Origin of the sequence: Streptosporangium subroseum (assembly GCF_900188345.1) — a bacterium.
Lineage (GTDB): Bacteria > Actinomycetota > Actinomycetes > Streptosporangiales > Streptosporangiaceae > Streptosporangium > Streptosporangium subroseum.
Genome location: NZ_FZOD01000082.1, coordinates 20,835 through 39,714 on the forward strand (window position 1 = coordinate 20,835; position 18,880 = coordinate 39,714).

Annotated in this window: 16 protein-coding genes and 1 tRNA gene; 12 read left to right on the forward strand and 5 right to left on the reverse strand. The window is 68.1% G+C overall.

Going from position 1 to position 18,880, the window contains the following annotated elements; genetic code table 11:
* Nucleotides 1–40 precede the first annotated feature (40 nt).
* A complete protein-coding gene (locus tag CHC08_RS42575) occupies nt 41–1,039 on the reverse strand; it encodes a TetR family transcriptional regulator (RefSeq protein WP_245878912.1) in 999 nt (332 codons plus the stop codon).
* A gap of 238 nt (nt 1,040–1,277) precedes the next feature.
* Nucleotides 1,278–2,231, reverse strand: coding sequence for an acyl-CoA desaturase (locus CHC08_RS42580; protein ID WP_089213076.1), 954 nt, complete (start codon nt 2,229–2,231; stop codon nt 1,278–1,280).
* Between the two features lie 325 nt (nt 2,232–2,556).
* Between CHC08_RS42580 and CHC08_RS42585 the strand changes: the two genes are divergently transcribed.
* From CHC08_RS42585 to pth, 5 genes are all read left to right on the forward strand, one after another.
* Nucleotides 2,557–2,631 (forward strand) — tRNA-Gln (locus CHC08_RS42585).
* 164 nt (nt 2,632–2,795) lie between these two features.
* Nucleotides 2,796–4,247: a bifunctional UDP-N-acetylglucosamine diphosphorylase/glucosamine-1-phosphate N-acetyltransferase GlmU gene (glmU, locus tag CHC08_RS42590; protein WP_089213077.1), complete on the forward strand. Its 1,452-nt coding sequence runs from the start codon at nt 2,796–2,798 to the stop codon at nt 4,245–4,247.
* Between the two features lie 67 nt (nt 4,248–4,314).
* Nucleotides 4,315–5,292, forward strand: coding sequence for a ribose-phosphate diphosphokinase (locus tag CHC08_RS42595; RefSeq protein WP_089213078.1), 978 nt, complete (start codon nt 4,315–4,317; stop codon nt 5,290–5,292).
* Between the two features lie 162 nt (nt 5,293–5,454).
* On the forward strand, nt 5,455–6,051 hold the full coding sequence (locus tag CHC08_RS42600; RefSeq protein ID WP_089213079.1) for a 50S ribosomal protein L25/general stress protein Ctc: 597 nt from the start codon (nt 5,455–5,457) through the stop codon (nt 6,049–6,051).
* Between the two features lie 81 nt (nt 6,052–6,132).
* Nucleotides 6,133–6,738, forward strand: a complete 606-nt coding sequence (gene pth, locus CHC08_RS42605; RefSeq protein ID WP_089213080.1) for an aminoacyl-tRNA hydrolase — start codon at nt 6,133–6,135, stop codon at nt 6,736–6,738.
* A gap of 201 nt (nt 6,739–6,939) precedes the next feature.
* On the opposite strand, the gene CHC08_RS42610 is transcribed toward pth, so the two are convergent.
* Nucleotides 6,940–7,443 carry a 3'-5' exonuclease family protein gene (locus CHC08_RS42610; protein WP_089213081.1) on the reverse strand — a complete coding sequence of 168 codons (504 nt, stop codon included), beginning with the start codon at nt 7,441–7,443 and terminating at the stop codon, nt 6,940–6,942.
* Nucleotides 7,444–7,560: 117 nt separating this feature from the next.
* On the opposite strand from CHC08_RS42610, the gene CHC08_RS42615 reads away from it, so the two are divergent.
* The 7 genes from CHC08_RS42615 (at nt 7,561) to CHC08_RS42645 (ending at nt 15,855) form a co-directional block, all read left to right on the forward strand.
* Nucleotides 7,561–9,024 carry a sugar transferase gene (locus CHC08_RS42615; RefSeq protein ID WP_089213082.1) on the forward strand — a complete coding sequence of 488 codons (1,464 nt, stop codon included), beginning with the start codon at nt 7,561–7,563 and terminating at the stop codon, nt 9,022–9,024.
* A complete protein-coding gene (locus CHC08_RS42620) occupies nt 9,024–9,791 on the forward strand; it encodes a 3'(2'),5'-bisphosphate nucleotidase CysQ (RefSeq protein WP_089213083.1) in 768 nt (255 codons plus the stop codon). The genes CHC08_RS42615 and CHC08_RS42620 overlap by 1 nt, the downstream gene beginning before the upstream one ends.
* A gap of 20 nt (nt 9,792–9,811) precedes the next feature.
* Nucleotides 9,812–10,726 (forward strand): sulfate adenylyltransferase subunit CysD, encoded by a 915-nt coding sequence (gene cysD, locus CHC08_RS42625; RefSeq protein ID WP_089213084.1) that lies wholly within the window; start codon nt 9,812–9,814, stop codon nt 10,724–10,726.
* Nucleotides 10,726–11,988: a sulfate adenylyltransferase subunit CysN gene (cysN, locus tag CHC08_RS42630; RefSeq protein WP_089213085.1), complete on the forward strand. Its 1,263-nt coding sequence runs from the start codon at nt 10,726–10,728 to the stop codon at nt 11,986–11,988. The genes cysD and cysN overlap by 1 nt, the downstream gene beginning before the upstream one ends.
* Nucleotides 11,989–12,703: 715 nt before the next feature.
* Nucleotides 12,704–13,678: a sulfotransferase gene (locus tag CHC08_RS42635; protein ID WP_089213086.1), complete on the forward strand. Its 975-nt coding sequence runs from the start codon at nt 12,704–12,706 to the stop codon at nt 13,676–13,678.
* Between the two features lie 57 nt (nt 13,679–13,735).
* Nucleotides 13,736–14,677, forward strand: coding sequence for a glycosyltransferase family 2 protein (locus tag CHC08_RS42640; protein WP_089213087.1), 942 nt, complete (start codon nt 13,736–13,738; stop codon nt 14,675–14,677).
* Between the two features lie 215 nt (nt 14,678–14,892).
* Nucleotides 14,893–15,855 carry a WecB/TagA/CpsF family glycosyltransferase gene (locus CHC08_RS42645; protein WP_245878913.1) on the forward strand — a complete coding sequence of 321 codons (963 nt, stop codon included), beginning with the start codon at nt 14,893–14,895 and terminating at the stop codon, nt 15,853–15,855.
* A gap of 545 nt (nt 15,856–16,400) precedes the next feature.
* Here CHC08_RS42645 and CHC08_RS42650 read toward each other — a convergent pair.
* Nucleotides 16,401–17,327 (reverse strand): sulfotransferase, encoded by a 927-nt coding sequence (locus tag CHC08_RS42650; RefSeq protein WP_089213089.1) that lies wholly within the window; start codon nt 17,325–17,327, stop codon nt 16,401–16,403.
* Nucleotides 17,324–18,763 (reverse strand): lipopolysaccharide biosynthesis protein, encoded by a 1,440-nt coding sequence (locus CHC08_RS42655; RefSeq protein WP_245878914.1) that lies wholly within the window; start codon nt 18,761–18,763, stop codon nt 17,324–17,326. Before CHC08_RS42655 ends, CHC08_RS42650 begins: the two co-directional genes overlap by 4 nt.
* Nucleotides 18,764–18,880 lie beyond the last annotated feature (117 nt).

Genomic DNA, 18,880 nt, shown 5'->3' on the forward strand with positions numbered 1-18,880 from the left:
TCAAATGGAACGTTAATTTCGGCTCAACGACCGCTGTTGCTTACTCGGTTGGCTCAAGTTTTTCCTGCTCCATGCCGAGGTGCTCGGTCGACTCGGCCTGTCTGGCGGCCTCCTTCTCGGCGGCTTTCGCCTCCCTGGCCCGGAGCTTCTCCTGCTCCCTGAGCTCCCGCTCGCGGGCCTTCTCCTGGTCCCGGAACAGCCGCTCCTGCTCGCGGAACTCCCGCTCACGGGCCTTCTCCAGCTCGCGTTGCTCGCGGAGCCGTAGCTTCTCCTGCTCCCGTGCGAGCTTCTCGGCCTCGCGCTGCTCGCGCTCGCGGAGCTTCTCCTGCTCCCTGAGCTCCCGCTCGCGGGCCTTCTCCATCTCCCGCAGCTCCTTGTCCGTGGGGCGCGGCGGCAGCGGCGTCCGCCGCTGCTCCAGGCCCCTGGAGGAGGCGGTCAGGCGAGGTCGCGGGTCCAGCCCGGTGAGACCATTCCAGGCCAGGTTGACCAGGTGGGCGGCCACCTCCTCGCGAGGGGGCTTGCGCACGTCCAGCCACCACTGACCGGTCAGCGCGACCATGCCGACCAGCATCTGCGCGTACATCGGAGCCAGCTTCGGGTCGTAGTCGCGTTCGATGAACTCGTCGACCATGACGTCTTCGACCTGACTGGCGATGTCATTGATCAGGCTGGCGAACGTGCCGGTCCCCGAGGCGGCGTGCGAGTCGCGGACCAGGATCCTGAAGCCCTCGCTGTTCTCCTCCACGTAGGCCAGCAGTGCCAGGGCGGCCCGTTCCAGCTTGATCAGGGAGTGCGAGGCCGCCAGGGCCTCGGTCACCATGCCGAGCAGTTTCTGCATCTCCCGGTCGACGACGACCGCGTATACCCCTTCCTTGCCACCGAAGTGCTCGTAGACCACCGGTTTGGAGACGTTGGCAGTCGCCGCGATCTCCTCGACCGATGTGCCGTCGAACCCCTTCTCCGCAAACAGGGTCCGGCTGATCTGGATCAGCTGTTCCCGGCGTTCCTTGCCTGACATTCGTCGTCGAGGTTCGCTCACGGTTCTAATAATGGTGCCCCCTGGCTGGGAAGCGGGACCTATGCCACGGACCGCTTCAATCGCGACAGTTGGGTGGATCGTCGTCGCAAGGTCGGAAGGCATCGTTGTTACGCCGGCTCCTGATAGGTATGCAAGTCTGGATATGTCGGGTCGCCCTGTCGTCAGGCGGGGTCGTCAGCTGGGGCCGCCGCTCCGGGCGGCCCTGGAACCGTCGGGTGGTGATGCGCTTCGCGAGCCGTCAGGCGGCGATGCGCTTCGCGGCCAGTCGCTCGGGCGTCGGCCAGCGGACGTCGTAGGCCCAGCCCGCCTTCTCGAACCAGCGGATCACGCCCGCGCTGAGGTCGATCTGACCCTTGAGCGCGCCGTGCCGGGCGCAGGTCGGGTCGGAGTGGTGCAGGTTGTGCCAGGACTCGCCGAACGACGGGATGGCCAGCCACCACACGTTCCGCGACTTGTCACGAGACTCGAAGGCCTCCACGCCGAAGACGTGGCAGATGGAGTTGATCGACCAGGTCACGTGGTGCAACAGGCCGATCCGGACCAGGGTGCCCCAGAAGAATCCGGTCGCCATGCCCCACCACGACCAGGTCAGCAGGCCACCGAGCAGGGCGGGAAGCACCAGCGTGGTGATCGCCAGCACGGGGAAGAGCTTGTGCAGCTTGATGATGTCCGGGTCCTTGACCAGGTCGGGCGCGTACTTCTCGCGGTTGGCCCGGTCGGTCTCGAACAGCCAGCCCATGTGGGCCCAGAGCAGGCCCTTGGCCACGGCCACGAAACCGGGTCCGAAGCGCCACGGCGAATGCGGGTCGCCGTCCTTGTCGGAGAACTTGTGGTGCTTGCGGTGGGTGGCCACCCAGTCCAGCACCGACATCTCCATGGAGAGGCTGCCCGCGATGCCCAGCACGATCTTCAATGGGCGTTTGACCTTGAACGACCCGTGCGTGAAGTGGCGGTGCAGGCCGACGGTGACCCCCAGCCCGGTGATCACGTAGAACACGCTGGCGATCACGATGTCGGACCAGCCGAGTCCCCATCCCCAGGCGAGTGGAACGGCCGCGATCAGGGCGAGCAGCGGCGCGGCCACGATCACCCCGAAAACGATGAGCTCAGGCAGGGTCTTCTGCTCAGGATCGGCATCCGGCTTAGGCCCCGGTGTCGGGCCTGGAGCAGGGCTTTCTGCGATGGCGGTCATGCGTTACCTCGAAGGCTCGGAAAGAGGGGGATGGACTTTTGTCTGGCTACGCCAACGTAACCTACGCAATCGTAAGTTAGGAGTCCCTGGACATTTAATGTGGGGAAAATGACTATCGAAGAGTCATACGCAGTGGGTTCATCTCTGGTCTACCACTAGCCTGACCTGCTAAACGGTGGATCCCGCACCGCCCGCGCCGGGCTCCTCGCCGGACCTGTCGACCCCGTGGGCGGGGAGGACCCAAAACGAGGCGCGTTCGACAGCTTGGGCTCGGTATCGTAGGGGGGTGCCGAGCGCGCGGACATGGTCTGCTTCGTACGGCCGATCCGGCATTGGGTAATTGGCAGCCCGCAAGGTTTTGGTCCTTGTTGTCCAGGTTCGAGTCCTGGTGCCGGAGCCATCCTTGCTGTCCGCTTTATTTGGTGCGGCTGGTCGGCTGGGTGCCTTCCCGGAGGGGAAGGTATCCTCACGTTGTCGAGCAGGTGACAGTGCGGTGCCCTGGCGGTAGCCGTACGTCGTCATGCTCTGTCATGTCTCAGCCGCGACGCCGAGGGAGCCTCGTCCGTGAGTGTGCCGCGCCCGGCCGCCGTCATCGTCCTTGCCGCAGGTGAGGGCACCCGGATGAAGTCGAAAACACCCAAGATCCTGCATGAGGTGTCCGGCCGTACCCTGGTCGACCACATGCTCACCGCCGCTCGAGGTCTCAAGCCCGAGCGGCTTATCGTTGTCGTCGGCCACGCGCGGGATCGGGTCCAGGCGCATCTGGCGCAGACCAGTCCCGACGCGCAGACCGTCGTCCAGTCCGAGCAGAAGGGGACCGGTCACGCCGTACGGACCGTCCTGGAATCGGTCGGCACCATCGGTGGCACGGTCCTGGTGACCTACGGCGACACACCGCTTCTGCGCGCCGAGACCCTCGCCGCACTCCTGGAACGGCACGGTGAGGACGGCAACGCCGTCACCGTGCTGACCGCCGAGGTCCCCGACCCGTACGGCTACGGCCGGATCGTCCGCGACGCCACCGGAGCGGTGCTGGAGATCGTCGAGGAGAAGGACGCCGACCCGGAGCAGCGGGCGATCAAGGAGATGAACTCCGGCGTCTACGCCTTCGACGGGTTCCTCCTGGCCGACGCGGTCAAGCGGGTGTCCACCTCCAACGTCCAGGGCGAGGAATACCTCACCGATGTCCTGTCGATCCTGAGGCAGGACGGTCACCGGGTCGGCGCGCACGTCGCGGCCGACTACGTCGAGGTGGAGGGCGTCAACGACCGCGTGCAGCTCGCCTTCGCCCAGAAGGTGCTCAACTTCCGGCTGCTGGAGGCCCACATGCGGGCCGGAGTCACGGTGATCGACCCCGCGAGCACGTGGGTGGACGTCGACGTGACCCTGGAGCCGGACGTGGTGATCCATCCTGGCACCCAGCTGCACGGCCGTACGACCGTCGCGGAGGGCGCGGAGATCGGCCCGGCCACCACGCTGACGGACACGGTCGTCGGCGAGGGGGCCCTGGTCCGCAATGCCGTCTGCGTCGAGGCCGAGATCGGACCCGAGGCCCTGGTCGGACCGTACGCCTATCTGCGGCCGGGCACCGTGCTCGCACGCAAGGCCAAGGCGGGCACCTACGTCGAGATGAAAAACGCCCAGGTGGGCGAGGGGGCGAAGGTGCCCCACCTTACCTACGTGGGCGACGCCACGATTGGTGCGGGGGCCAACATCGGGGCCTCGACGATCTTCGTCAACTATGACGGGGTGAACAAGCACCACTCGACGGTGGGCGAGCATGCCTTCGTCGGATGCGACACCATGCTCGTCGCGCCGGTGAACATCGGTGACGGCGCTTACACCGCCGCGGGTTCGGTCATCGACAGCGATGTCCCTCCGGGGGCGATCGGGGTGGCCCGCGGGCGGCAGCGCAACATTGAAGGGTGGGTCGCACGCAAGCGTGCGGGCACCAAATCGGCCCAGGCGGCACTGCGGGCAGCCGAAGCCGGGAATGAGCAGGGGAGCAAGACGTGAGTGAGCGGGCCATGGGGCACAACGGCATCGCGAAGGCAAGGACAAGCCGTCAGATGGGGAGGACGGCATGAGCGGCATCAAGCAGCCAGGTGAGAAGAAACTGATGTTCTTCTCCGGGCGGGCGTACCCGGAGCTGGCCGAAGAGGTGGCCGACCACCTCGGGGTCGACACCACCCCCACCACACTGCGTGACTTCGCCAACGGCGAGATCTACGCCCGCTACCCGGAGTCGGTCCGGGGCTGTGACGCTTTTGTCATCCAGAGCCACACCGGGCCCATCAACCAGTGGATCATGGAGCAGCTGATCATGGTGGACGCGCTCAAGCGCGCCTCCGCCAAGCGGATCACCGTGATCATGCCGTTCTACGGCTACGCCCGCCAGGACAAGAAGAGCAGGGGCCGCGAGCCCATCACCGCCCGGTTGATGGCCGACCTGCTCAAGACCGCGGGCGCCGACCGGCTGATGTCGATCGACCTGCACACCTCCCAGATCCAGGGCTTCTTCGACGGCCCGGTGGACCACCTGTTCGCCATGCCGGTCCTGGTCAACTACCTCAAGGACAAGCTCGACCTGGAGACGACCACCGTCGTCTCGCCCGACACCGGCCGGGTGCGGCTGTCGGAGCGCTGGGCCGACACGCTGGGCACCCCGCTGGCCTTCATCCACAAGCGCCGCGATCTCGAGGTGGCCAACCAGGTGAAGGTGAGCGAGGTCGTCGGCAAGGTGCAGGGCCGCACCTGCGTGCTGATCGACGACATGATCGACACCGCGGGCACGATCTGCAAGGCGGCCGACGCGCTGTACGAGCAGGGTGCGACCAACGTGGTCGTGGCCGCCACGCATGCCGTGTTCTCCACCCCCGCGGTGGACCGGCTGAAGAACTCCAAGATTTCCGAAGTGATCGTCACCAACACGCTGCCGATCGCCGAGGAGAACAGGTTCGACAAGCTCACCGTTTTGTCGATCGCCCCGCTGATCGCCCGCGCGATCACCGAGGTGTTCAGCGACGGTTCGGTGACGAGCCTGTTCGAAGGCGACAGCTGACCCGAACCGCGATGCGCAGCATCGCCGTGTAACAGCCATCGGGCGTAGCCCGGCAGCGGGCGCTGTAGGGTAGTGAGATTGCGTGCGTTCGTAACGCCTTCCGCTAGGGCGGGTGAGGGGGAGCGCACCTTTCAATTTTCGAAGATCCCTAGGAGATCTACCGTGTCCAACGAAGTTGTCATCACCGCTGAGCCGCGCTCTGAGTTCGGCAAGGGCGCCGCCCGCAAGGTTCGTCGCGAGAGCAAGGTGCCCGTCGTCCTCTACGGGCACGGTACCGACCCGCAGCACATGACCCTCCCTGGGCACGAGCTCCTGCTCGCACTGCGCACGCCGAACGTGCTGATCCGCCTTCAGGGCGCGTCGACCGAGCTGGCGCTGCCCAAGGGTGTTCAGCGTGACCCGATCAGGGGCTTCCTGGAGCACGTCGACCTTCTTCTGGTCAAGAGCGGCGAGAAGGTCACCATCGACATTCCCGTCACCGTCGTGGGCGAGGTGGCCGACGGCATCCTCGACCAGCAGTTGGTCTCCATCTCGGTCGAGTCCGAGGCCACCCACATTCCCACCGGCGTCGAAGTCAACGTCGAGGGCATGGAGGTCGGCACCCAGGTCACCGCCGGCGACCTGAAGCTGCCCGAGGGCACCACCCTGATCGCGGACCCGGAGACCCTGGTCCTGCACGTCACCGGCGCCCCGACCGGTGAGCCCGAGCCCGAGGCCGCCGAGGCCGCCGCGGAGCCGGCCGCCGGGTCCGCCGAGTAGCTCTTCCGCTACGAAGTAGTTTTTCTGCTACACCTGTCAGGGCAGTCCGAGACCGGGCTGCCCTGACGCGCATATGAAGGGATGCCGACCGTGGACCGCTGGTTGGTCGTTGGCCTGGGAAATCCCGGGCCGGAATACGCTGCGAACCGGCACAACGCGGGGTTCATGGTGCTGGACGAGCTCGCCGCACGGGCCGGTGGGCGGTTCAAGACGCACAAGTCGCGGGCCGAGGTGCTGGAGGGCCGCCTGGCGGGAGTCTCCGCGGTGCTGGCCAAGCCGCTGTCCTTCATGAACCTCTCGGGCGGGCCGGTCAAGGCCCTGGCCGACTTCTACAAGATCGATCCGGCCTGCGTGATCGCGGTTCACGACGAGCTGGACATCCCGTACGGCGCGCTCAGGGTCAAGCTGGGCGGCGGTGACAACGGTCACAACGGGCTGAGGTCGATCACCAAGTCCCTGGCGACGAAGGACTATCTGCGGGTGCGGTTCGGTATCGGACGCCCGCCCGGTCGGATGGACACCGCGGCCTACGTCCTGAAGGACTTCGCCACCGTCGAGCGCAAGGATCTGCCGTTCCTGGTCGACCGCGCCGCCGATGTGGTGGAGTCGCTGATCAAGGTGGGCCTTGAGCCGACCCAGAACGCCTTCCACGCGGGTGACCTGAACGTCTCGGGACCGCCGAGGTAGTCCAGCGGTGCCCCGGCGGCGCACGCCGGTCACCGTCGCGTTCTGCTTGTCCTGTCTGTCCTGTGCGCTCCGCCGGCCACCGCGGTGACCGGCCCGGGGAGCGGCCCGCCGATCACCGTCGCCGTTCTGCCCGTCCTGGGCGGTCCGCCGGTCACCGCCGCGTCCGGCCTGTCACGGGTGATCCGCCCGTCCGTGCCGCGCTCAGTCGAGGGCCATCAGGTTCTGCAGCAACTCGGCCTGCTCGATCGCGTCGTCAAGCGCGTTGTGGGTGTGCGGCCGGCGGGAACGCAGATGCTCGGGCATCTGCCGTTTGGTGGCCCAGCCGATCGGCACCCCCGCCTTCACGGCGTAGAGCGTCTTGATGTCGATGCAGCGTGAATGCCCGAACGGCGAGACACCGGCGAAGCGCATGAAGTACCAGTAGATCCACATCCAGTCGTAGGAGAGCGGATAGGCCGCCAGCACGGGTGTGCTGTTCCCGCACACCTCGCCGATCCACGTGGCGGCGGCCCGCATGGCCTCGGCCGGATCCAGGCCTTCGCGGATCAGTGTCTCCCGGTCCAGCCCGCTGACGGCGAGCGACTCGGGAACGTGGTCGTCACTGATCGGCTTCAGTTCGGCGTAGAGGGTGTGAGCCTCCGCGTCGACCGGTTCGAAGATCTTTCCGGTCATCCGCCCGGCCACGGTCATACCGAAGCTGACCATCGAATATGGGCCGGGAATGGGGCCATCGGCTTCAATATCCACAGAGATATACGTTTCGGTTTTCAACCCTCGGGCCTCTCCTACCGCCGCTAACATTCGGTGACTGTCCGTTCGTAAATGGTTACGCAGGGGGAGCGCATGCGTGACGTAACCGTCGTCCAGGCTGCGCCGAGATCGGGGGCGCCTCTGCGGTGCATGCCGAAGTGGGTGCGAAGGCACAGACGGCGGGCTGTCGTCGGCGATATCGGCTCCGCCTCTCTGGCCGGAGCCGTCGCGCTGTTCGTCCGCTTCGGCGAGGTTACTCCCTACGTCATCCCGTACGTCGTGCTGAGCGCGGCACTCCCCATCGTCTGGGTCTGCCTGGTCGCGCTGAACCGCGCCTACGAGCCCCGCCTGATCGGCCTGGGCTCCGAGGAGTTCCAGCGGATCTTCCAGTGCGGGTTCATGCTCACCGCGGCCCTCGCCGTCGGCGCCTACATGACCAGGACCGAGGTGGCCCGCGGCTACGTGGTGCTGGCGATCCCGCTGGCAACGCTGCTGACCCTCCTCACGCGATACGGCCTGCGCCGCTCCCTGCACCGGATGCGGGCGCACGGCAGGTGCATGCGAAGGGTCTTGGCGGTAGGTCACCGGACGACGGTCGCCGAGCTGGTGCGCCGGTTCCGCCTGGAGCGCTACCACGGCATGGAGGTCGTCGGGGCCTGTCTGCCGCACGACGGCATGGGCGACGTGGAGGGCGTCCCGGTCCTGGGAGACTTCTCCGACGTTCCTCTCGTGGTCGGGCAGATCGCGGCGGACACCGTGGCCGTGCTCGCCTGCCCGGAGATGGACGGGGTGGCACTGCGGCGGCTGGCCTGGCGTCTGGAGAAGACCGGCACCGATCTGGTCGTGGCTCCGGCGCTGATGGAGGTGGCCGGGCCGCGGATCAGCATCCGCCCGGCCGCCGGGCTGTCGCTGCTGCACGTGGACCATCCGGAGATCTCGGGTCTGCGCCGGCTGGTCAAGAGCCTTTTCGACCGGATCGGGGCGGGGCTGCTCCTGCTGGTGCTATTACCGCTCTTCGCCGGTGTGACGGCGGCCATCCGGACGTCGAGTCCCGGACCTGCCTTCTTCCGGCAGACGCGGGTGGGCCGGGACGGCGCCGAGTTCACCATCTACAAGTTCCGGACGATGGGCGCCGACGCCGAGCGTCAGAAGATCGACCTCTCCAGCGACGAGCGTGGCGTGCTCTTCAAGATCCGAAATGATCCCCGCGTGACCCCGCTGGGCGCCCGGCTGCGTCGTCGCTCCCTGGACGAGCTGCCCCAGCTGATCAACGTGATGCTCGGTCACATGTCGCTGGTGGGCCCCCGGCCGCCGCTGCCCGAGGAGGTCGCGAGGTATGGCGACGATGTCAGGCGCAGGCTGTTGGTCAAACCCGGGATGACCGGTTTGTGGCAGGTGAGCGGGCGGTCCGATCTGTCCTGGGAGGAATCGGTACGGCTGGACCTGCGTTACGTGGAGAGTTGGTCCCTCACGCTGGACCTGCAGATTCTATGGAAGACTTGGTCAGCTGTCGCGCGAGGGGCTGGAGCATACTGATGGCAATTGCAGACGATCACGCCCTCGCCAGGGAGTTGGCGACGGCGGCCGGCGAGAAACTGCTGGCCCTACGCCAGAGGGAGGGGTTCGACGACCCCTCCGCGCTCCGCAAGGAGGGCGACGCCGCGGCGCACCTGTTCCTGATGGAGGCCCTGACACGGTTGCGGCCGGGTGACAGTGTGCTGTCCGAGGAGGCGACCAGCGAGGAGCGTCTCGACCCTCGCCGCCTCAGGGCCGAGCGGGTGTGGATCGTCGACCCACTGGATGGCACCCGTGAGTTCGCCGAGGAGGGCCGCAAGGACTGGGCGGTCCACGTGGCGCTCTGGGAGCGTGGCACGCTGACGGCCGGAGCGGTGGCCCTGCCCGCGCAGGGCCGGACGCTGTCCACCCTCGAACCGCCCGTGCTGCCAGAGCTCGGGCCGGAGGCCAGGCCGCGGATCGCGGTCAGCCGGACCCGCCCGCCGGAGTTCGTCCAGAAGCTGGCCGACCTCGTCGACGCCGACCTGGTGCCCATCGGATCGGCGGGCGCCAAGATCTCCGCGGTGCTCACCGGGGAGGTCGAGGCCTATGTGCACGCCGGCGGTCAGTACGAATGGGATTCCGCCGCGCCCGTGGCCGTGGCCCTCGCCTGCGGGGCCCATGCGAGCCGCATCGACGGCTCGCCCCTGGTCTACAACCAAGGTGACCCCTCACTGCCGGATATTCTTGTATCCCTACCGGGACTAGCGCCAACGTTGCTCGCTGGAATCCGGGATCTGCACCGATAAATCCCCGCTAGGAGAGTCTGATGCTCCAGTGCGACTACACAACGTCGCAGCTCGACGTCCTCGAGGCAGAGGCCATCCACATCATGCGTGAGGTGGCGGCCGAATTCGAGCGTCCCTGTCTTCTCTTCTCCGGTGGTAAAGATTCCATCGTCATGCTCCGTATCGCGGAGAAGGCGTTCTGGCCCGCGCCGATCCCCTTCCCGCTGATGCACGTGGACACCGGGCACAACTTCTCGGAGGTCATCGAGTTCCGCGACCGCCGGTCGGAGGAGCTCGGCGCGCGCCTGATCGTGGCCAGCGTCCAGGACTCCATCGACGCCGGACGAGTGGCGGAGGAGACCGGACGCAGGGCGTCACGCAACCGGCTGCAGACCACCACGCTGCTGGACGCGATCGAGGACAACGAGTACGACGCGGTGTTCGGCGGCGCCCGCCGCGACGAGGAGAAGGCCCGTGCCAAGGAGCGCGTGTTCTCCTTCCGTGACGAGTTCGGCCAGTGGGATCCGAAGAGCCAGCGCCCCGAGCTGTGGAATCTCTACAACGCCAAGATCCGCAAGGGCGAGCACATCCGGGTGTTCCCACTGTCCAACTGGACCGAGCTCGACATCTGGGACTACATCCGGCGCGAGGGCATCGAGATCCCCTCGATCTACTACGCGCACACCCGCAAGGTGTTCGAGCGCGACGGCATGTTGCTGGCCGACAGCGAGTTCATCATCCGAGACGAGGACGAGCAGCTCTTCGACATGGTGGTCCGCTACCGCACGGTCGGTGACGTGACCTGCACCGGTGCGGTTCAGTCGGCCGCGGCGACGGTCGAGGAGATCATCGACGAGATCGCCGCCACCCGCATCACCGAGCGTGGCGCCACCCGCGCCGACGACCGCGCCTCCGAGGCCTCCATGGAAGACCGTAAAAGGGAAGGCTACTTCTGATGGACATCCTTCGCTTTGCCACGGCGGGAAGCGTCGACGACGGAAAGTCGACCCTGATCGGCCGGCTGCTCTTCGACTCCAAGGCGATCTTCGAGGATCAGCTTGAGGCGGTCGAGCGCACCTCTCGCGATCGCGGTAACGAATACACCGACCTGTCGCTGCTCACCGACGGCCTGCGAGCCGAGCGGGAGCAGGGCATCACGATCGACGTGGCCTACCGTTACTTCGCGACGCCCAAGCGCAAGTTCATCATCGCCGACACTCCCGGGCACATCCAGTACACCCGGAACATGGTCACCGGCGCCTCCACCGCCGACCTGGCGATCGTCCTGATCGACGCGCGCAAGGGCGTGCTGGAGCAGTCACGGCGGCACGCGTTCCTGACCACGCTGCTGCGGGTGCCGCACCTGGTCCTGGCCGTCAACAAGATGGACCTGGTCGACTACTCGCAGGAGCGGTTCGAGGAGATCCGTGAGGAGTTCTCCTCCTTCGCCTCCAAGCTGAACGCGCCCGACCTGACGTTCATCCCGATCTCGGCACTGCACGGTGACAACGTGGTGTCCCGCTCGGAGAACATGCCCTGGTACAACGGCTCCTCCCTGCTGCACCACCTGGAGCACGTGCACATCGCCTCCGACCGCAACCTGGTCGACGTGCGCTTCCCCGTCCAGTACGTCATCCGCCCGCAGCGGGCCACCGACCCGGCCTTTCACGACTACCGCGGCTACGCGGGCCAGGTCGCCGGTGGCGTGCTGAAGCCGGGCGACGAGGTCATGCACCTGCCCTCGGGCCTGACCACGCGCATCGCCTCGATCGACACCTTCGACGGGCCGGTGGACGAGGCGTTCGCGCCGATGTCGGTGACCCTCAGGCTGGAAGACGACATCGACATCTCGCGCGGTGACATGATCTGCCGTCCGAACAATCAGCCGCACGTCGCCCAGGAGCTTGAGGCGATGGTCTGCTGGATGGCAGACGTGGCCAAGCTGGGCCCGCGCACCAAGCTGACCATCAAGCACACCACCCGTACGGCCCGCGCGGTGGTCCGGGACCTGCACTACCGGCTGGACGTCAACACCCTGCACAGGGACGAATCAGCCGAGTCACTTGGCCTGAACGAGATCGGGCGCGTCTCGCTCCGTGTCACCCAGCCGCTGTTCGTGGACGACTATGCGAGAAACCGCCTCACGGGTGGCTTCATCCTCGTGGACGACGCGACGAACAACACCGTGGGCGCAGGGATGATCGTCGAGGCGAAGTAGCCGAGGCCGATTAGGGGTCGCGAGGCGACGACAGGTGGCCTGGGCCTGACTCACGAGCGTGGGGCCGCGTGGGATCCAGAGCCAAAAGCGCGGCGACGGCAGGTGGGTGGCCCGGGCCCCGTCCACGCGTGCGGGGCCACGGGGAATTCAAGGGCCCGGCGACGGCGGGTAGGCGACCTGGGCCCTGCTCATATGAGCGGGGCCGTGGAGGTTTCAAGGGCGCGGCGATGGTAGTGGGTGGCCCGGGCCCCGCTCATGGGCGCGGGGCCTGTACCTGGGCCTATCTGGGTCATCTGGGTCGAGCCTGCGGCGGGGCAGGGATTGCGTCCGGGGCGAGTGCAAAAGCGTGCACCGGGCGCCACCGTTGGTCTGGGGCGGGAAAACGCTTCACAGGTCTGAGGGGCTTCACCCGTCTGGGGCGGCCAAGGCGCTCCACCGGTCTGAGGGGCTCCACCTGTCTGGGGTGGCAAGGCGCTCCACCGGCTTGAGGGCTCCATCGGCTTGAGGGCTCCACCGGGCTGAGGGCTCCACCGGGCTGAGGGCTCCACCGGGCTGAGGGTTCCACCGGCTTGAACTGGGAGGACACTCCTGCCCGGTCTGACGAAACGCGCGTTACAGCATTCTGGGTAGATCCTTTGTCTGTTCGCTGACCGCCCGATTACTCTGCGCGCTAGCCTCGGCACGTTCCGTATCCATCGGGTAAGGATTCGTGCCTGTGTCTGATAGTCCATCCCCTGCGCGGGTGGTTTTCCTGGGCGGCCTTGGCCGTAGCGGGACCACTTTGCTGGAGCGTCTCCTCGGCGAGGTCCCCGGCATCGCGCCGCTCGGTGAGGTCGTCCACCTCTGGGCCAGGAGCGTGCTGGCGGACGAGGCGTGCGGGTGTCGCGAGCTGTTTGCCGCCTGCCCCTTCTGGTGCAAGGTCGGCGAGCGCGCGTTCGGCGGATGGTCCGAGGAGCAGGCTCGCCGGATGCTCACGCTCAGGTCCCGGGTGGACCGCACCCGGCGCATCCCCGTTCTGGCCCGGCTCCTCGCCGAGAAGCAGGCGGTGGCCGGCTGGTGGCCGGCGCTCGGCACCGTCGAGCTGGACGAATACGTCGCCACCTACCGCAGCCTGTACGACGCGGCGGGAGAGATCGCTGACTGCCCGGTCGTGGTCGATTCCAGCAAGCATGCCTCTCTGGCCTTCTGCCTCGCGGTGGCCGGAGTCGATGTCCACGTCGTTCACGTGGTCCGTGACCCCCGAGCGGTCGCGCACTCCTGGCACAGGCGGGTGGAGCGCCCCGAGGACGGGCGTCCGATGGCCTCCTGGTCTCCGGCTCGCACCTCGCTGCACTGGCTGACCGAGAACCTCAGCCTCGAACTCCTGGCCCGTAGTGGCGTCCCGGTCACCCGAGTCCGCTACGAGGACCTGCTCGAAGCACCCGCCAACACGCTCAGGCGGCTGACCGCCAGGATCGGTCTCCCTCCCCGCCTGGGCTTTCTCGCGGACGGTGAGGCCAAGCTCTCGACGGCCCACACGGCCTCTGGCAACCCAATGCGTTTCACGGTCGGCCGAATCCAGCTGACCAGGGACGACGGCTGGCGCACCGCCGCACCGTCCCGACACCGGCACCTGGTCACCGCACTGACCTGGCCGCTCATGATCAAGTACGGCTATCGCCGTGCCCTGCAAGGAGAGATCCGTGTCTGACCGTTCCGTGTTTCCCTCCCGCCCCGAAGGACGGGGCATCCACGCCGGAGGTGTCCGGTGAATCCATCTGTGGGTGTGGTGATTCCCACCCGCGGGCATCGGCCTGACACCCTGCGCTCGGCCGCGCTCGCCGTACTCGGCCAGGACTACCCCGGCACCGTCGAGGTCGTCATCGTCGTGGACCGTGGCGACCCGATCCAGGTCACCGACCAGATGGCCGACCTCATGTCCGGCCAGGCCCTGACGGCCGGGCGGGAGCAGCCGTTCTCGCGAAGCGCGTGGGTGATGGCCAACCGGCTCAGTCCCGGTCTGCCCGGGACGCGCAACACGGGCATCGCGGCGCTCGGCACCGATCTGGTGGCCTTCTGCGACGACGATGACCAGTGGCTGCCCGGCAAGATCAGCGCCCAGGTCGCCGCGTTGGAGGCGGAGCCGGACGCGGAGTTCTCCAGCTGCGCCATCGAGGTCGAGTACGGCTCGCGCCGCGTTCCCCGCCTGGCGGGGACCCACCTGATCACCCGTCAGCACCTGGTGCGCTCGCGCATGGCGATGGTGCACTCCTCGACGTTCCTGTTCCGGCGCGGCGCGCTCTGGGTGGACGAAAGCGCCCCCAACGGCCAGAACGAGGACTGGGATCTGGCATTGCGCGCCGCTGCCCGCCACCCGATCGTGCATGTGGACCGTCCCCTGGTGCGTGTGCGCTGGGGCGGCTCCGCCTACGTGGCCCGCTGGGCCGACCGAATCGCCGGGCTGCAGTGGATGCTGGCCCGACACCCTGATCTGGCCGTGGATCCGCGCGGCGCGGCGCGGATCTACGGTCAGCTTGCCTTCCATCACGCCGCTCTCGGCCAGCGGTGGGAGGCAGGCCGCTGGGCCTGGCGAGCCTTCGCGGCTCGCCGTGGCGAACCCCGCGCACCCATCGCGCTCGCTGTGGCGACGGGCCTTGTCTCGGCTCGGGCCATGCTCGGTCTCCTTCACCACCGAGGGCACGGCATCTGATGCCGCCCACCACAGGTCACAGGCCTGCCGCCACCGGCTATGACGCGGTGTTGTCCAGGGATGACTCCGCGCCTTTTGGTCGCGATGCGACGTTGTCCGCTCAGGGATCCGCGCCTTTCGGCTATGACGCGGTGTTCTCCGGGGATGACTCCGCGCCTTTTGGTCGCGATGCGATGTTGTCCGGTCAAGGTTCCGAGCCTTTCGGTCGCGATGCGATGCTGTCCGGTCGGGACTCCGAGCCTTTCGACCAGGACGCGATGTTGTCCGGACGCGGTGCAAGAGCCACCGGCCAGCATCCTCAGATACCCGGTCTGTCCACCGTCGCTGGACAGACCGGGGCACCGATCGCGAGGCAGAGGACGGCGCCCGCCGTTCCTCGCCAGCGGCCGCGGCCCGACAAGGCCACCCGCAGGCGACTGCGCAAGCGCGTGCACGTGGCGGGCATCGGGCTCGACCCGATGACCGAGAGCGACGTGGTCGACCACGTGATCGCCGCGTTGAAGCGCGGTGAGGGTGGCCACATCGTCACACCGAATGTGGACATCAGCCGGATCGTCGCCCGTGATCCGGAGGCTCGTCGGCTCGTCGAAGACGCCGATCTGGCGGTGGCGGACGGCATGCCGCTGGTGTGGGCGGCGAAGTTGCTCGGCACCCCGGTCCCGGGCCGGATCACCGGCGCCGACCTGATCTGGTCTCTGTCGGAGGCCGCCGCCTTCTACCGCTATCCGGTCTACCTGCTGGGAGGTCCGCCGGGTGTGGCCGCTCAGGCGGCGTGCAACCTGATCGGCCGCTATCCGGGACTGGTCGTCGCGGGGGTCGATGCCCCGACGCTCGGCTTCGAGGATGTTCCCGAGAGCTACGCCAGGGTGAGAGACGACGTGATCGCGACCGGGCCTCGGTTGGTCTTCGTCGGGCTCGGCTTTCCCAAGCAGGACCGGCTCATCGCGGCGCTCCGCGAGGACCTGCCCGGCACCTGGTTCGTCGGCTGCGGCTCGGCGATAGCCTTCGCTGCGGGCACCGTCCAGCGGGCCCCGGTCTGGGCGCAGCGCAGCGGCCTGGAGTGGCTCTTCCGCCTGCTCAGCGAGCCCGGCAGGCTGGCCCGCCGTTACCTGATGGATGACCTGCCGTACGCACTCCGTCTGCTCACCGTCTCCCTGGTCCGGGGCCTCTTTTCCTGAAAGTCCCGCGAGAAGCTTCCCGCTCTCCTGAAAGCATCCGCGTCATCGACTTTCGTCGCTGGACATTCTGCCCGGACAACTTAGGGCGAATGTTCCCGTCCTTCGGGTCGGGAGGAGGCACTTCTTGTGTTTTCTCGTGGTGCGCGGGTGGGGCTCAGCCTCGTGGTGCGCGGGTGGGGCTCAGCCTCGTGGTGCGCGGGTGGGGCTCAGCAGGGTTGGGGTGTTCCGCGATGGGCCACGTGGGATGTGTGTGTTTGAGCGCGGCGGAGCGTGCCGCGTCTGCGCGGGGAGGCTTCGGGGTTGCCCGGGCCGGTGAACCGCGAACCGCCGGCACCCGGCCTTTCAACCGGGTGCCGGCGGTTCGCGGTTTTCAAAGCGGGGGCGTCACCTCAAGGGGCTTGGCCACCGCGATCGCACCTCGGGAGCAGGGGCGTGAAAATCGCCCGGTGCCTGAGCAGGTCTTTCCTTGCTCGGGGCAGGCCGGTGTTCTGGTCAGGGTTTCGGTCGTCCCGGGGCGAGCGCCGGTTCTCCGAGCCGGCCTTCCTTCATTCCGGGGCGAAGGCCAGCTCCCTGACCCGGTGGATCTCCTCCGGGCTCAGCCGGGTGGCGGCCGTGGCGAGGGCGCGGCGGGAGTCCATCGGCTGGTATGCCGTGCGGGACAGACCGCTCCACGCGAAGCCACCCGTGCGCCCCGTGCGGCCGGTGCCGTCGGTGGTGGCCGTACATGCGCGCATGACGCGTTCCTCGGCTCGGGCGGACCAGGTCAGGTCCGACCATTCGTACAGACGGCGGAAGCCCGCCCGTGGATCGGCGGCCAGATGCTCGTAGTCGGCCAGCAGGACCCCGGGACACCGGGCCGCCAGGCTGATGGCGGTGGTTCTGGCCGCCCGCCAGAGGGCGACGGCCTTGGCGAGGCGATCCTGTGAGCCGACCAGGAGGCGTAACGCGGAAAGGTGCGGATGGTCGCGGACCAGTAGCGGCTGTTCGAGCAGCTCATGGAAGTAGACCGTCCAGCCGAGCCGCTGCCAGCTGCCGACGAACGACACGGGATCGCGCAGCAGGATGATCACTCGGCAGCCCAGCCGCTCGGCGAACCACCCGGCGGAGAAGAGCGCGAACGGATCGTCCAGCAACGCCCGGCGCCCGCCCAGCCGTCCCAGCGTGAACGATGCGCCGTACCTGACCATCCTCGCCAGGTCGTACGGTGAACGGTTGCGGCGCAGCTCGGCCAGGAACCCGTAGCGCAGCGCGACGGTGGAGGCGAAGGCGGGCAGCCAGGAATCCTCGTTGTCCGGGCAGATGTACTGGAAACGGTGGGTGACGGTGGCGTTGAGGACACCGGGGGAATGGCCCGGCGGGTGCTCGGGGTTGAGCGGCTCGTTCACGTAGACCAGCTCGCCGCTCGCCGCGAGCATCTTGCCCGTCCAGCTCGTCCCGCTCCTCGGCAACCCGGTCACCAGCACGGGGGTCATGATGCCCGCCACGGCTTCAGCGCGGCCAGGCTGTGGACACCGAAGGGGCGCAGGCCGTACAGGCGGTGGATCCGCCAGAGCGGGAGCAGATTTTTGACCACCATGCCTCCAGCCCAGCCGAGAGCGGCGCCCAGCGCGCCGAAGCCGGGAATCAGCAGCACGTCCAGCGCCACGGTCACCGCGATGGCGGCGACCAGGTTGGCCAGGCTGGAACCGGTGCGCCCCGCGGAGGTCAGCACCACGTCGGCCATGCCGCAGGCGGTGGAGAGCATCATCGTCGCGGTCAGTACGAGCGCCACCGGAACACCGGAGGTGTAGCCGTCGCCGAAGACCGCGCCGAGCAACCACGGCGCGAGTACGGCGTAGCCAAGCCAGATCGGCCAGGTCATCAGGACGAGCCACATGGCGGTGGATTGGTACAGCTCGCGGGCGCGCGGCAGGTTGCCCTTGGCCAGGGCGCGCACCAGCCTTGGCTGTACGGCCTGAGCCAGAGCCTGGCCGGCGAGCTGACCCACGACCTTGAACCGGGTGGCGGCGGTGTAGACGGCGGCCTCGGCCGGCCCGGCGAGCATTGCCACGATCACGATGTCGAGCCGCTGGAATACCGCCTGGATCGCGGCGGCCAGCGACCGAGGCCAGGTGTGGCGCCACAGGTCGCGGGCGGTTCCCGGCAGATACGGTGTGTACGGCAGCCGCCGGTGCAGCCAGAGCGAGGCCAACAGCAGGACCGGCAGGGAGGGCAGCGCCCAGGCAGCGGCGAGCACCGGCACCGACCCCAGACCCGCCAGCAACGCGGTCCCGACCAGAACAAGCTGGGCGACCGGCTGGAACATGCCGTCCAGCAGCACGGTGGGCCGCATCGCGCCGAATCCGCGGGTCGCGCTCACCACGATGCCCGAGCACGTCACCACCGGCAGGGCCACGGCCAGCACGCGCAGCGCGGGGTCGGAGGCGTTGACGAAGACCGCCGCGCCGACGGCCAGCGAGAGCGTCGTGACCGGGACGAGGGCCGCGCGTACGTAACCGGAGGTGCAGCGGTAGCCGAACGGCCGCGACCGGACGATGAAGTAGATCAGCCCGTTGCCGGCGTCCATCCGGAGGATCGAGGCGACCATCATGCACAGGGCGGTCGCGGCGAAAAAGGCGCCCGCCGTCTCCTGGCCCGCTTCCCGGGTGACCAGCACGACCATCAGGAACTGCGCGACGGCACCGACCGCCGCCCCGGCCAGGCCGGCCAGCCCGCTCCGCGCCGTCCCGTTCAGTCTGGTCAGCCCGCCTCGCGCCGTCCCGTTCAGTCTGGTCAGCCCGCCTCGCGCCGTCCCGTTCAGTCTGGTCAGCCCGCCTCGCGCCGTCCCGTTCAGTCTGGACAGCCCGTCCCGTGCCGACCCGTTCAATCTGGACAGGCCGGACAGGCCTGCGGAGATCAGCGCCGCCAAGACGGCACCGCGCCGAGCCATGAGCTCAGAAGGGAGTCCTGGCCCTCGAAACGATCGGTCAGCTCGCGGCGGAGCGAGGCGGGCATCGGCGCGGGCCGGGACCGGACGTTGTGCGGC